The organism is Micromonospora avicenniae, assembly GCF_900156065.1.
Taxonomy (GTDB): Bacteria; Actinomycetota; Actinomycetes; order Mycobacteriales; family Micromonosporaceae; genus Micromonospora; species Micromonospora avicenniae.
Map to the genome: position 1 here is coordinate 42,450 of NZ_FTNF01000023.1, position 14,494 is coordinate 56,943.

13 protein-coding genes are annotated in these 14,494 nt (G+C 68.7%); 6 read left to right on the forward strand and 7 right to left on the reverse strand.

Annotated elements, in window-relative coordinates; all coding sequences use genetic code 11:
* Positions 1–8: 8 nt before the first annotated feature.
* A complete protein-coding gene (locus BXA10_RS25440; protein ID WP_175649311.1) occupies positions 9–1,304 on the reverse strand; it encodes an endonuclease/exonuclease/phosphatase family protein in 1,296 nt (431 codons plus the stop codon).
* 322 nt (positions 1,305–1,626) lie between these two features.
* Here BXA10_RS25440 and BXA10_RS25445 point away from each other — a divergent pair, with 322 nt between their 5' ends.
* From BXA10_RS25445 to BXA10_RS25470, 6 genes are all read left to right on the forward strand, one after another.
* Positions 1,627–2,628, forward strand: coding sequence for an RNA polymerase subunit sigma-70 (locus BXA10_RS25445; RefSeq protein WP_425436116.1), 1,002 nt, complete (start codon positions 1,627–1,629; stop codon positions 2,626–2,628).
* A 68-nt stretch (positions 2,629–2,696) separates the two neighbouring features.
* Entirely contained in the window at positions 2,697–2,996 is a 300-nt protein-coding gene (locus tag BXA10_RS25450) for a DUF6069 family protein (RefSeq protein WP_245828488.1), read from the forward strand.
* Positions 2,997–3,073: 77 nt separating this feature from the next.
* Complete coding sequence (locus BXA10_RS25455; protein WP_076473376.1) at positions 3,074–4,303, forward strand: erythromycin esterase family protein; 1,230 nt, start codon at positions 3,074–3,076, stop codon at positions 4,301–4,303.
* A 290-nt stretch (positions 4,304–4,593) separates the two neighbouring features.
* Entirely contained in the window at positions 4,594–5,673 is a 1,080-nt protein-coding gene (locus tag BXA10_RS31925) for a hypothetical protein (protein WP_217696848.1), read from the forward strand.
* Between the two features lie 130 nt (positions 5,674–5,803).
* Positions 5,804–6,187 carry a VOC family protein gene (locus BXA10_RS25465; RefSeq protein WP_076473378.1) on the forward strand — a complete coding sequence of 128 codons (384 nt, stop codon included), beginning with the start codon at positions 5,804–5,806 and terminating at the stop codon, positions 6,185–6,187.
* A gap of 212 nt (positions 6,188–6,399) precedes the next feature.
* Positions 6,400–7,329: an AraC family transcriptional regulator gene (locus BXA10_RS25470; protein WP_076473379.1), complete on the forward strand. Its 930-nt coding sequence runs from the start codon at positions 6,400–6,402 to the stop codon at positions 7,327–7,329.
* A 99-nt stretch (positions 7,330–7,428) separates the two neighbouring features.
* Here the strand turns inward: BXA10_RS25470 and BXA10_RS25475 are convergent, their stop codons facing one another.
* From BXA10_RS25475 to BXA10_RS25500, 6 genes are all read right to left on the reverse strand, one after another.
* Entirely contained in the window at positions 7,429–8,304 is an 876-nt protein-coding gene (locus BXA10_RS25475) for a carbohydrate ABC transporter permease (protein ID WP_084753254.1), read from the reverse strand.
* Positions 8,297–9,229: a carbohydrate ABC transporter permease gene (locus BXA10_RS25480; RefSeq protein ID WP_076473381.1), complete on the reverse strand. Its 933-nt coding sequence runs from the start codon at positions 9,227–9,229 to the stop codon at positions 8,297–8,299. The genes BXA10_RS25475 and BXA10_RS25480 overlap by 8 nt, the downstream gene beginning before the upstream one ends.
* Positions 9,226–10,473 carry an ABC transporter substrate-binding protein gene (locus tag BXA10_RS25485; protein ID WP_076473382.1) on the reverse strand — a complete coding sequence of 416 codons (1,248 nt, stop codon included), beginning with the start codon at positions 10,471–10,473 and terminating at the stop codon, positions 9,226–9,228. Before BXA10_RS25485 ends, BXA10_RS25480 begins: the two co-directional genes overlap by 4 nt.
* Positions 10,474–10,500: 27 nt before the next feature.
* A complete protein-coding gene (locus BXA10_RS25490) occupies positions 10,501–12,993 on the reverse strand; it encodes an NPCBM/NEW2 domain-containing protein (RefSeq protein ID WP_175649312.1) in 2,493 nt (830 codons plus the stop codon).
* A gap of 405 nt (positions 12,994–13,398) precedes the next feature.
* The gene (locus BXA10_RS25495) at positions 13,399–14,046 is read right to left on the reverse strand and encodes a hypothetical protein (RefSeq protein ID WP_084753258.1); all 648 of its coding nucleotides are present in this window, start codon (positions 14,044–14,046) and stop codon (positions 13,399–13,401) included.
* A 12-nt stretch (positions 14,047–14,058) separates the two neighbouring features.
* Positions 14,059–14,436, reverse strand: coding sequence for a hypothetical protein (locus tag BXA10_RS25500; protein ID WP_076473384.1), 378 nt, complete (start codon positions 14,434–14,436; stop codon positions 14,059–14,061).
* Between the last annotated feature and the right edge of the window lie 58 nt (positions 14,437–14,494).

Genomic DNA, 14,494 nt, shown 5'->3' on the forward strand with positions numbered 1-14,494 from the left:
CATGGATCTCACTGGATGGTCGCCTCCTGCTGACGGCTCGACCGCAAGCGTCGACGACTCAACAGGAGGACCAGAGCGGACAGGGCGATCGCCGACCCGGCAAGAGCGCCGGACGCGTTCTCGGTTCGGGTCTGCGCGATCCCGTCGGCCCGTACATCTGTCGGCGCCTGTCCGGCCGCAGGTGCATCTGTCGGGATGTCACCTATCGCGTTCAGCGTGGAGCCGTTGCTCCCGTCACCGGCTGGGATCTTGGTGGGCACTTTTGGCTTGAGTCGCAACGACGCCACCAGACCAGCGTGATCCGACGGCCACAATCCGTTGGATGTGCGGTCCCGCACCTGCTCTCCGATCAACCGGGCGGAGACCGCCGACAGGTGTGCCGGCTGGTAGAAGACGTAGTCGATGCGCTCACTCAGCTTGGAAGGCAGGTTGCGGAGGTCGGGGTCCTGGGCAGAGGTGAAGCCGCCTTCCGGGCCCTGGACGATCCGCCAGGCATCGTCGTAACCCGCAGTGGTGAACGTGCCGTACGGGCCGGTCGCGTCAGTGGGCGGCGAATTGAAGTCACCGACAGCGACGACTGGATAGGGCGATCGCGCCAGCGTGGCGCGCAGCTCCTGCCCCTGCGCGTTGCGGACGGTCGGGTCAGCGGACTCCAGGTGCGTGGTGGCCACCCGGACCACCCGCTTCTTGGCCAGGCTCACGTCCACTGCGGCCCACCCGCTGGGGATCGTGAAGGTGACACCGAACGGGGTGTTGACAACGAGTTTCGCTGCGAAGACACGCGACTGGGCGTTCGCGACAGGAACTCCCTCCCGCACGAGGATGGCATTTCGGTCCGTGAAGCTGACCTGCTCCGTGGCGCTGATCGGCAGGGCGGTGCTGAACGTCGTGCCGGTCACGGCGGCTCGGTAGTGAAGGCCCGCCTTGCGCAGCTCGCGGAGCAGAATGTCCAGGAAGTCGTAGGTGACCTTGAGGGGGCCGTTCAGTGGCCCCTTCTTCCACAGAGCCACCTCCTGCAGCCCGACAACGTGGGGCCGCTCCTGCTTGAGCAGACGCGAAATGGCTCGGGCGCGAGCTGGGAAGTCGGTCGCCACCACCTGGTCGTACGCGAGCCCGGCTCGCCTGACGAGTTCCTCCTGCGTCGGTGCAGTAGCCAAGGGGGCGAAATCGGCCCCGAAGTAGATGTTGTAGGTGGCGACCTTGAGCTGCTGATCGCTGCTGGCCTGGGCCGGTGCCGCCACGCCCACGGCCACTGCGGCGACCAGTCCGATGGCGGAGAGCAGCGCCATGAGTCTTCGTGTCATTGCCTTCTCCTCATCACAGGTTCCGGCCTCGTGCGGCGCGGCTGATGCCAGCAGAACCTCCGGCACGAACCGTAGCGTCATATCGTCCGATTGACACCGAAATGTGATGCTAAGGGAGCTTTCGGTCGAACTGCTCTCGCCACATCCCGAGTCGACTCCCGAGTCGGGATGTGGCGGCACTCACCGCGCCCGCGACGAGATATCAGCGCGAACCTCAAGGCCTTCACGACACGGATCAGTCACGCTGGCCGACCCGAGTGATGAGTTGTCGCGCCCGCACCCGTCACACCTGTGACAGGACACCGCGAGGCGGAAGGATCACTTGATGAGTGCGGACACGCGGCTGGAGGAGCTGGGCGTGAGCGGTCTGGGCGAGGTCGACGAGCCGGCGTTCTCGGGGCTGGCGGAGCGGCACCGGCGAGAGCTGCACGTGCACTGCTACCGGATGCTCGGGTCTTTCGAGGACGCCGAGGACACCGTGCAGGAGACGTTCCTGCGTGCCTGGCGGCGGCGGGAGACCTTCGAGGGGCGGTCGACGTTCCGGGCCTGGCTGTACCGGATCGCCACCAACGCCTGCCTGGACCTGCTCGCCAGGTGCCGCCCGCAACCCGCGACCGGCGGCGAGGTGCCCTGGCTGCAGCCCTACCCCGACCGGCTGCTCGACGAGCTGCCCGCGGGCGACGCGGACGATCCGGAGACCGTCGCGGTCGCGCGGGAGACGATCGAGCTGGCGTACCTGGTCGCAGTCCAGCATCTCGCGCCACGCCCGCGGGCCGTGCTGATCCTGCGCGACGTGCTCGGCTGGCCGGCGAGGGACGTGGCGGAACTTCTCGGCGACTCCGTCAACTCCGTGAACAGCGCACTCCAGCGGGCCCGCGCCGGCATGCGGGAGCACCTGCCCGCCGAGCGGCAGGACTGGACCGGCGACGAGACGGACACCCGGACCCGCGAGCTGGTACGCCGCTTCACCGACGCCAGCATCGCCAAGGACGTCGCCGGTCTCGCTGCCATGCTTCGCGAGGACGTCCGCTGCTCGATGCCGCCCACGCCGGGCCTGCAGGTCGGCCGCGACGCGGTGGTGAACGACTGGACCGTCGACGGCTTCGCGGATCTGGGACGCCTACGCGCCGTTCCCACCGCTGTCAACCGGCAGCCCGCCGTCGCCTTCTACCTGTGGCGGGAGCAGGCGCACGCCTACCTGCCGCTGACGATCGACGTCCTGCGCATCACCGGCGGCGCGATCACCGAGATCACCACCTTCCACGACGACCAGTTCCCGCGGCTCGGGCTGCCGGAACACCTGCTGACGGACGGCGCCGAGTAGTCCGGTGCGGACGTTCACGCTGCGCGGCGGCGCGCGTGGCGGTGGTCCCGGCGCGGTGGCACCACGCCTTGGGTGTCGTCACCCGCGGGCAGGTGCAGCTGGAGCTGCGCGACGGCGAGCCCGGTCCCGTCCTCGAACGCGGTGCCGGGTTCTGGCTGCGCGGCACCGGCGTCCGTGCCCTGCGCAATCCCGGCCCCGGCGTCGGCGCTTCGATCCCGTTGCCCGGCTTCGCCGTGGTGACCGGCTTCTTCTCGCTCGTGGGCATCGTCATCGCCGCCGCTCTGCTTCGGTGGAGCGCTCGTCCCGCCAAGCGGTTCCTATGGTCGCCGGCGGTCGGACGGGCCAGCCCGGACGGTCCTGAGCAATAGTTTGAAGGTTTCGCCGCCCTGTCCCACTGGAATCAGCGAAAAGTCTCCACCGTCGGTTCAACGATAGCGTCGAGGGCATGACTGCTGGCATCACCGAGACCGCCCATGCCGTCGACGCTGCGACCGTCCTGGAACTGATCTCTGCCAGGCCGCGACTGCTCGCCCTGGGCGAGCCCACCCACGGCGAGAACGACCTGCTCGAACTGCGAAACAGTCTCTTCCGGCAACTCGTCGAACGCGAGGGCTACCGGACGATCGCGATCGAGAGCGACTGCGTGATGGGCCAACTCGTGGACGACTACGTCACCTCGGGCACCGGCATCCTCGACCACGTCATGCGGCACGGCTTCAGCCACGAGTGGGGCGCCTTCGCGGGCAACCGTGAGTTGGTGCGCTGGATGCGCGCGTACAACGAGGGCCGGCCCACGTCGGAGCAGGTACGCTTCGCCGGTTTCGATGGCCCGCTGGAGATCACCGCAGCAGCAAGCCCAAGGCAGGCCCTCACCGCACTCCACACCTATCTCGCCGCCCGGGTCGACGCCGACCTGCTTCCCTGCACGGCGGAGACGCTCGACCGCCTCTTCGGCTCCGACGAGCGATGGACCAACAGCGCCGCGATGATGGACCCGACCCAGTCCGTGGGGCGGACACCCGAGGCCGACCAACTGCGGCTGCTCGCCGATGACCTGGTAGCCCTGCTCGACGCGCAGACTCCACACCTGATCGCGACATCGACTCAGGACGACTGGGACCGGGCACGCCTGTACGGTCGTACCGCCGTCGGGCTGCTGCGGTACCACTTCTGGATGGCCGACACGTCACCCGGCCGCATCCCGCGGTTGGTCGGCCTGCGGGACTCGATGATGGCCGCCAACCTGCTCGCCCTCGCCGAACGAGGCCCGACACTGGTGAACGCCCACAACAGCCACCTGCAACGGGACAAGAGCAGCATGCGGCTGGGCGATCTGCCGGTGCAATGGTGGAGCGCCGGCGCGATCGTCAGTGCCCACCTCGGCGACCAGTACGCCTTCCTCGCCACCGCCCTCGGCACGATGCCCCACCGGGGAGTCGACGCCCCTCCCCCGGACACCATCGAGGGCCGGTTGTACGCGCTCCCACAGCAGCGTTGCGTCATCGACACCCGCCGGCTGGCCGCCGCGCTCGCCGGCACGACGTCTGGCCACCGTGTCTCCCCCTGGTACGGCTACGCACCGCTGGACCCCGCACATCTGCCCAGCATCGACGGGCTCGTCTTCGTCAAGGACGCCCGGCAGAACCCGATTCTCCAGTGGTCACCGAACACCTGATCACGGACCGGCGGGCTCTCGCACTCAGATCGGGCTGGCACGACGTGCGACAGCTCGACGATCGCCCCTGAACGCGTGGCGAGGGATGCCGGACCGGCGCTCGTGGCTGGTCCACGATCGCGGTCCGTCGGGCTCGGCCGAGCCCGGCGGGCCGGTCTGCCGAGGAACGCGTCAGAGGCCGACATCTGTCCATGAGGGACTCGATCCCACTCGTCCACCAGCACGGCGTTGCCGGGCCGCGGTGCATATCGGGCTATCGCGGATTTCGATGTCCGCCATATCATGCGTGGATGGCAGCTCAAGGCAGCGCTTCCCAGCTCGTGCTCGTGACCACTGATGGCCCTCAGCAGCGGACGACCGAATCCTTCGGAATGGATCTGGTGCAGGAGGTGGCCCGCCTGCTCGGTTCGGAGAACATCCGGTCCACAAGGCTCGGCGGTGATCTGACCCTGTGGCACGCCGAAGACAGCCCCGGCCGGCCTCGGGCTGGGCATCCCAACCCTGCCGCGAGCGGGCTCGCTGCCGAGTATGGCGCACCCCCGGTCACCGGCCCCGCAGTCATCACGGGTCCGATCATGAACAACACCATCTATCCCCTGGACACCGATCAGGCCGGGCGGGTCACGATCCGGCTGCGCGCCGAGCTGGGGAACAGGTCGCCGGAAAGCCGCGCGCCAGGTGCCCCGGCAGCCCCGGCAGACGACTGTACGAGTCACAGCCCGTGCCGCGAGCTGCTGGCGATACCCGCCGCACAGCGTGACTCCCTGCTCCGCCTGATTCCTGCGAGAACCTCTGATCTCGGCCCCGACGGGATATACGTCCACCTCAATGAGGAGTTGGTCGCGCTCCTGGTCGTCATGGGACCGGACGAATCCGGCCGGTTTCAGCAGGCCTATCCCGTCCTCGGCCATGTGACGTCCCGCTGGAACACCACCCATCCCGACCTGCTCAGGCGCGCGATCGACAACATGCGACGCGACAGTGTCATGGTCGAACCCTACGACCAGGGCGAGTTCTCGCCGCTGTACGTCGTCGTGGACCAGGGCGTATCGGGTGTCGCGCAGCTGGTGCGGCTGAACGAACTGCTGGGCGATGATCTTCCGCACGGAGCGATCGTCGGTGTCCCCCGCGAGCATCAGATCATCGCTGTCCCGATCCGCAAGGCACGCGATCTCGCCACCATCGAGCCCGTACTGCGACTGGTGCAGGACGTCGGCTCGAATGCCCTGGATCGGGTCAGCCTCGACGTGCACTGGTTCCACCAGGGCCGTCTGCACCCCCTGCGTGCCGAGATGAAGAACGGGCAGCTGGAGCAGATATTCCCGCCGGACGAGTTCCACCGGCTCATCGAGCAGTTGCCGCGCGACTGACCGGAAGCCGGAGACCCGTCGAGCAACGCGGCTGTGTCGCACGTCGAGTGCAGCCCTCGGCAGCCTGAGCTGTGCGAAGGCTGAGCGCAACCGGTGGCGTCCGGAGCGGAAGTCAGGGAGGCTTGGGCGCATGGTTTCGGTATTGCAGAACGTGGCGATCGACTGTGCGGATGCCTACGCGCTGGCCCAGTTCTGGAGCAAGGTGACTGGCCGCCCGATGCATCCGGAGGACAAACCGGGCGACCCGGAGATTCAGCTGCCGCTGGCGGAGGGCCCGGCGCTGTACTTCAACCAGGTGCCGGAGCCCAAGACGATCAAGAACCGGGTACATGTGTGCCTGCGCCCTGAGACTTCACGTGACCAGGAGGTGGAGCGGCTGCTGGGCCTCGGTGCCACGCTCGTCGCCGATCGCCGCAATCCTGACGGCTCTGGCTGGGCAGTCCTCGCCGACCCTGAAGGCAACGAGTTCTGCGTTCTTCGCAGCGAGTCCGACCGGGCCGCGATGAGTTCCTGAAGCGCACGCGCCACCCTGGCCGGTTTCCACGACGGACCAGCCGCGATCGTCACGTTCGATGCGCCCGTTTCTGCTGAAACGGGCGCATCGACGGCGGGCCGCGACGAGAAGGGCAGCGGCCGCACGAGGTGCAACCAGCGGTACGCGGAATCGCGATGGCCAGACCCGAACTGTCCGGGGTACTCGCCGCAGCGCATCGGATGGTTCATCGGATGGACAATCCGCCGGCGAGCGCGCACGATGTCTCGGTGCCGCTCCAGGAGGGATTTCGGGGGCAACGGTTGGCCTCGGTGCCCCGTCCGCTCGTCGCCGAGGCGCTTCGACGCCCGATCACCGGGCGGCTCCTCGTCACCGACGCGGGGTACTACCCGGATGCCGCTGACCACCGCATGCAGCGCCCCCGAGGCACCCCCGAGGTGGTCCTGATCGTGTGTGCCTCCGGCATGGGCTGGGCGCGGGTCGGGTCGGGCATGCATCGGATCGGGGCCTGGCAGGCGCTGGTCATCCCCCGCGGTGTCCCGCACGAGTACGGTGCCGACGAGCGCGATCCCTGGACGATCTGGTGGGCGCATCTGATGGGATCGGATGTGTCGAAGCTCGCGGACTGCATGGAGGCCACGACCGAGCGGCCCGTGGTGCCGGTGCGGGCGATCGGTCGGGCGGTGGCGCTGCTGGACGAGATCGTCACCTGCATCGAACGCGACCAGTCACCCATCCGCCTGCTGGACGCGGCGGGCACCGCCTGGAAACTGTTGACGCAGATCAGCGTCGACCGGTTGCTTCCCGAACCGGGAGACCCGCTGCAGCGCGCCATGAGCTACCTGGCCGAGCGGCTGGACGGGAAGGTGAAGGTGCCGGAGTTGGCCCGGCTGGTGGGCGTGTCACCGTCGCACCTGAGCACCCTGTTCCGCAGGGCGACCGGAGGCGGGGTGCTGGCGCATCACACCGCGCTGCGGATGGCGAGGGCACGGCAACTGCTCGACACGACGGACGCGACGGTCACGGAGATCGCGTCCGAGATCGGCTTCGACGACGCGTTCTACTTCTCGCGGGTCTTCCGGAAGCACCACGGGGTGAGCCCGAGCGGTTTCCGCCGCCGCCATGAGGGCTACGAGGTCGCCGATGCCGCCTTTGAGATGTGACCGCGCATGCGCGGCGGGTTCGTCCGGACACCGGCGTGGCATCCGGACGAACCAACAGCACCGCCGGATCGCGGGGCTCCGGCGCGGCCCGGCAATGGCTCAGCCTTTCAATCCGCTGCTGGCGATGCCGGAGAAGAACTGCCGCTGAAGTGCCAGGAAGATGAGGATGAGCGGCAGCGACGCGACGAGTGCCCCGGCCATGAGCGTCGGGTAATCGGTCCCGAACTGGCCCTGGAGGCCGGCCAGGCCGACGGTGATCGGGCGCCTGTCACCACGCGGGGTCACGATGAGCGGCCAGAGCAGGTCGTTCCACGAGTAGAGCGAGGTGAGGACGGCCAGCGCCGCCATCGTCGGGCGGGCCATCGGCAACATGATGTACCAGAACGTGCGCAGGGGCCCGGCGCCGTCGAGGCGGGCAGCCTCTTCGAATCCGGCGGGAATGGACATGAACGCCTGCCGCATCAGGAAGATCCCGAAGGCCGAGAACATGCCCGGGATGGCCAGCGCGGGAATGGTGTCGAGCAGCTGAAAGTCCCGAATGATCTCGAACTGCCCGATGAGGAACAGCTGGCTGGGCACCATGAGCATGGCGATGAACAGCCCGAACAGGAGCCTGCGTCCGGGGAACCGGAGCCGGGCGAACGCGTAACCGGCGAGCGCCGAGACGACGAGCTGCCCGATCACGCGGAGCACGAGCGCGGACAGCGACACGGTGAGCTGCGCCCAGAACGGCACCGAGCCGAAGAAGGTGGCGAAGGCGCCGGTCGTCGGATCCTCGGGCAGGAGCGTCGGCGGCATCTGGGACGCTTCGCGGTTGGACTTGAAGATGGTGAGCAGCTGCCAGACGAACGGCGCCACCATGACCACCGCCGCGACGGCGAGGACGACGTGGATGACCCACTCGCCGCGACGGGAGGCCTTCGACCCGGCTGCCACGCGCTCCGTGCGTCCGCTACGGGTGAGCCGATCAGTCATAGAACACCCACCGGCGTTGCAGTCGGAACTGGACGAGGGTCGCGGCCATGATCACCATGAGCAGCACGATCGCGATCGCGGCGCCATAGCCCTGGTCGAACTCCACGAAGGCCTTCTCGTAGAAGAGGTAGACGATGGTCTTCGAGTCGGCGAGCGCGGTGTTGTTGACGCTGCGGAGCATGACGAAGATCAGGTCGAACATCTGCAGCGCGGAAATCACGGTCAGCACCGTCACCAGGAACACGCTCGGCGACAGCAGCGGCAGGGTGATCCGGAAGAACTGGCGGACCCGTCCCGCCCCGTCGAGGGAGGACGCCTCGTAGAGGTCCTGCGGGATCGACTGGAGTCCGGCGCCGAGGATGATGAGGTTGATGCCGAGACTCATCCAGATGCCGACGACGCCGACCGCGTAGATCGTGAAGGTCGCGTCGGCGACCCAGTACTGCCCGGGAACGCCGACCAGGGACAGGACGTAGTTCAGCAGGCCGAAGTCGCCGTTGTAGATGAAACGCCAGACCATGCTCACCGCGACGGGCAGGGTCACGACCGGCAGGAAGAACAGGACCCGGTAGAGGGCGCGGCCGCGGCTGACCTGCTCGATGAGCGCGGCGAGGACTATCGCGACGGGTACGCCGAGCAGCAGGATCACGGTGTACAGCGCGGAGTTGCGCAGGGCCTGCCAGAACCGGTCGTCGGCGAGCAGCTCGGTGTAGTTGTCGACTCCGGTGAACGTGCCAGGTCCGAAGGCCGGAACGTCCATGAAGCTCTTGCCGAAGGTGGTGAGGAAGGGCCACACGTAGAAGGCGACGAGGCCGATGAACGCCGGGGCGATCATCAGGTAGCCCCATCCGGGTGAGGGCAGCAGCCCTCCCGCGCGGCGGCGCGTACGCTGCCGCGCGGGAGGGCTGGCGACGTCGGTGGTCACTGCGCGAGGACCTCGTTGATCGCTGTGTTGTAGGCGCGGGCGGCGTCGGCGGCGCTCTGCTTGCCCTCCCATGCCGGGCCGAGGTACTGGGTCTCGAGGCCGGTCCACTTGGCGGCGTCACCGGCGATCGGCAGCGGCACCGAGTAGTCGACGGCGTCGACGAAGACCTTGAGGTTGAACTCGGGCATCGCGTCGAGCCAGCCCTGCTGGGTGTCCTGGTACGCGGGCAGCACGGCACCACTCTTGGCCTGGATGACGGCTGCGTCCTTGCCGCTGGCGAAGATCAGGAACTCGGCGAGTTCCTTCGGGTGCTTGGTGCCGGCGTATCCGGCGTTGAGGATGCCGCTGATCATCGTGGCCCGCTGCTTCGCCTTCGGCAGCGGTGCGACGCCGACGTTGGGGCGCAGCGCCTGGTCGCCGTAGAGGCGCTGGGCCCAGAAGGAGCCGGAGAAGTACATGGCGACCTTCTGGTCCATGAACATCTGCACCGCTTCGGTGTCCGAGAGCTGCTTGAGCGTCGGTGAGAAGCCGTCGGCGTGCATCTGGGTCCAGAACTGGAGGCCGGAGATGGCCTCCGGGCTGTCGATGGCGGCCTTGCCGTCGTCGCCGATCACCTTGCCGCCGGCCTGGTAGATGCTGTTGTAGTAGCCACCCTGGCGGTCGATCGGGGCGGCGATGCCCCACACGCCGGCGGCGGGGTTGGTGAGCTTACGGGCTGCCTCGCGCGCGTCGTCCCAGGTCCAGCTGTCGTCCGGGTAGGCCACGCCGGCCTTGTCGAAAAGGGCCTTGTTGAACCAGATCGCGTTCGTGTCGAAGTCCTTCGGCAGGCCGTAGAGCTTGCCGTCGACGTCGTACAGGTCCAGGACGGCCTTGGGGTACGCGGCCAGATCGACGCCTGCTGCCTTGACCGCGTCGGTGATGTCGAGCAACTGCTTGCCCTTGGCGTAGGCCGGGAACTGGTCGGCGAGCATCCAGAACGCGTCCGGTGCGGTACGTCCCGCCGCGCCGACCTGCAGGGTGGACCAGTACTCGGGCCACGGCAGTACCTGCACCTGGACGTCGATGTCGGGGTGCTTGTCCTCGAAGGCCTTGGCAATCGCCTCCATGGCCGGCTTCTGGTCGTCGCTCCAGGTCGCGTAGCTCAATGTGACCTTGCCGTCTCCCCCGCCGCTGCTGCCGCAGCCGGTGGCGGCGAGGGCGGCCAGCACGGCCGCGGCGGCGATCCATCTCTTGCCGTGTCGCATGGTTTCTCCTTGGTGGGAGGCCGAGCGTCAGCGCTCGGCCGGGGTGGTGGTGGCAGTTCCGGTGCGGTGGAGGCGACCCGATGCCCAGTCGACGTGGGCCGGCTCCGGGTGGTCAGGCAGGGTGTCCGCGCGCAGGCTCAGCGCGGCGGCGCCGGTGATGTCGACGTCGATGTCGAGTGGCGGCTCACCGGCGCGGACGTCGGCGCTGAACAGCTCGGCCCCGTCGGCGTGCACGCTCATCCGGGCGGCGGTGCCGGGGGTCTCGTCGTCGACGCCGATGCGGGCGGTGAACCGGTCGGCCGAACCGCCCAGGTAGAGCTCGATCCGCGACGGCGTGGACGCGCCGAACCCGTCGTCGAACTCGGTGCCCGCGATACTCATGCGGCGGCCGTCGCCCGGGTTGCCGCCACCGTTGCTCTGGTCGCGTTCGATCGGGCCGCTCTCGTTGTCGAACGCGACCATGGTCATGGCCGACAGGCGATGGGGTCCGGGCGTCAGCGGTCGGAACAGGCGGGCGTGCGCCACGACCGGGACGCCGTCCTCGCCCGGCATCTCGACCGTGATCACCCCGGCTCGGCCGGGTGCCAGGGCGGCGGGCGCGTTGAGCTTCCAGCGGTCGCCGTCGAGATGTTGCGCCGACCAGCCGGGCGGTAGCCGCAGGTGTCCGCCGGTCCGCAGGACGGCCGTGCCGTCCGGGCCGAGCAGTTGAACGGGCGGGTCCACCCTCGGGGCGGTGTGCTCGGGCCGCTCGACGGCCCGGTGCAGCCGCGTACCGCGGGCGGCCACGATGGCGACGAAGCCGCCGTCGTCCGCCACGTCGACGACCAGTTTGTCGTCGACGGGCCGCCGGTCGGAGACCAGGCCACCCTCGGCGCCGTCGCCGACGATCCACGCGTCGGCCGGCCCGAGCGCCAGCCGGTCGAGCGGGACGGTGAGACGACGCGCCGGGCCGGTGGCGATGCCGCCGACGAACCAGCGGTCGCCGTGACGGCGGGCGATGACAGCCTCGTGGTCGGGGTCGCCGGCCAGCAGCACCGTCTCGTCCCATGCGGGCGCGAGTTCCGCGAGGAACCGCGCGGCGTCCGGCTTGGCGAGGTACGCGTCGACGTCGTCGGCGAAGTGGGTGATGCCGCATTCGAACGCGACGCTGAGCGCGAGTTCGTGGCCGTCGCTCGTGGTCCGTCCCGGCGCGCCGAACGCGACAGGCGTGTAGTCCATCGCGCCGACGACGTTGCGGGTGAACGGCTGGATCACGTTGTGCGCGGCGGTCAGGGGGGTGTCCTGGTAGAAGACGTAGTACTCGCTGCCGCGAATGGCTTCGTACCCGATGACCTGCGGCCAGGTCCGCGACCACCCGCGCGGGATGACCGAGCCGTGGAAGTTCACGTGCAGGCCGAGCCGGGCGGTCTCGGCGAGGATCGTGTCGTACCAGCGGTAGCGGTCCTTCGACTCGGACTCCATGAAGTCGACCTTGATGCCGGCGACGCCCCACGACCGCCACAGGGCGAGCTTCGCCAGATTCTCCGGCCCGTCGAGGTCGTGCCAGACCACCCACAGATGCACCTGGATGCCGCGTCGGCTCGCGTAGGCGACGATCTCGGGCACCCACGTCTCGTCCCAGCCGCAGTCGATCAGGAGGTGCTCCCACCCGAGTCGGGCGGCGACGTCGACGAAGTGCCGCTGCCGGTGCAGCTGCGCCCCGGAGTAGAAGTCCGACCACCACGACCAGGCCGCACGTCCCGGCCGCACCCACTGCGCGCCGGCGAACGAGTCGAGTGGGGCTGGCGCCAACTCGTCCACGAAACGGCTCTCGACGATCCCGGCGAGGTCCCCGATCATGAAGACCCGCCAGGGGGTCACCGGGCCGCGGGTGATCTCGACCGGCTCGTCGGCCAGCGTGAACCGCACCTCGCCGCCGCCCTCGATCTCGGCGTGGGCGCCGCTGAAGCGGCCGTCGATCGCCGCCTCGGTGAGCAGGAGGTACACCCCTGCCCGGGGTGAGCGGACGAGCAGCGGGAACCCGTATGCCCCGGGACGCAGCTCGGCGAGGTCGGCGCCGAAACGTGGCGTCTCGTACCAGGTCTGGTAGTCGAGCGCCCACACGCGGGCGTTCGGCTCGAAGGTGAGTCGGGTGCGGTCGGCGTCGAGGCGGCCGTGGCCCTCCAGCCGGGCGAGCGCGTAGCGGACGGCCACCCCGTCCCCGCTCGCCCGGACGTGGATCTGCCACTCGACGCCGCTGTCGTGGCGCAGCTCGTGAACCGTCTCGAGGTGCGTGTACCGGTGGGTGCCCGTCGCCTTGCCGGAGCGGGCGGTCCACTCGTCGGTGATCTCACGGACGTGGGACCGGAGGAGGACGGAACCGGCGTCCAGGTCGACGCCGCCGACGCGGATGCCCAGCCGGACCCCGTCGAGGACGACCCGTCCGGCGCGCCGCACCGTCAGGACGACGGCGTCCGCTCGCGTCTCCACCTGCGGCTCGACGCGCTCGGGCAGCGCCGCCGTCCCAATTTCGTTGACCACACCGTCTCCGTGCCGTGCGAGGGGGCCGAACGGGCGGATCCCCTGCTCGGCGGCTTCCGACGCTAGGTTCACGGCAGCCCGGCGGGAATGTTCAATCGCATTCGCGGCCTGGACGATTCGCTGCTCTATGGAGGGCCGCGCGGCAGCGAAACGCTGCATGCGGCCCCCTCCACAGGGACGATCAGCGCGCGACGGGTGACTGCGCGGGCGCTCTCCGACGCGGTTATTGCTCAGCGTGACCGTGGTCTCCGCGGGACTGGGACCACCTCGGGAGCTTGCTTGACTACGACAGTCCGACTGGCCGGCGGGGAGGCCGGAGGGAGCAACCGGGCTGGTGATCGTAAGGTGGAACGGCTCCACCGGATCCTGCCGGGCGCACCTCGTGCCCCTCTGTCTGGTGGATGGTCAGCGGTAGGTCGTGCCGGTCGGCGTGAAGACGAAGGTCTCAGCAAAGGGTCCGTCACCGTGGCGGACGGCCAGAAGCACTGGCGGGGATTCGGACTGTGGCTCTGTGGCGGTCCAGTCGTAGGTGCTGGCGAAGTGCAGGCAAACCAGCCCGCTAGCACGGTCGGTGGCGTAGGCCAAGGTCTTGGGATAGCGGGGATTGCTGCTGCCGAACGACACGGAGGGTGACCCGAGTTCCGCCAGGACCTCGTCGAGGGAGCGGTCTTGTGCACACCACCGGGTGGCTTCGTCGCGCAGTGGCCGGAGGTCGTCTTCGGGGAGGGTCCGGTCGACCGTGAGCCAGCCGTGGCGCCAGGCGATGTCGGCGTAGACAGAGGCCACCGCGCCGTCGTCGCGGTATCCAGGCAGAATCTGAGCGAAGGCTCCGTGCACGCCGAGAGAGGTGAACGCTTCCCGCTTTCCGAGCTGCCCGTACTCCGCCTGCCAGACCTCATCGAGACCATCGATGTAGGCCACCGCGTCCATGGTCAGTCGCAAGGTGATCTCACCGCCGTACATCCCCGGCCGGCGCAGGGCGTGGTTGAGCCGCCGCACGTGGTACTCACGCACCTCACCCAGGTCGGGCCGGCCCGCGCCATCAGCCTTCACGTGCAGATCATTTCAGCCCTGCGAGGAGTGACTGATTGTCCTGCCGGCGTCCGTCTCGACCAGGGTGATGGCTCCGATCCAGCTGGTGTCATCGGGATAATCCCAGGCCGCAGGGTCAGCGAGTACCTGTGGAAGGTCATGCCTGGGTATGGGGTCACCTGGAACCAACCCTTTTCGTCCATCATCGGCGATCCACCGAGCATAACGGCGGACCTCGACGAGGCCGCGATCAACCAGCGACAACAGGGTTTGAGCCAGTTCCTCCAGAGGCACGTCCTGCTCGACCGGGTCCAGGTCCCCGAAAACGCCCGCCAAGATGTCCATCTCAAAGGCGTTGATGAAGAAGGCCCGTTCAACGTTCGACAGGCGCTTCCACTCTCGATGAATCACCTGGCGATCTTGACACCTCCCACGGCTGCACCGTCGTCCAGTTCCGAACGGCCCCGAC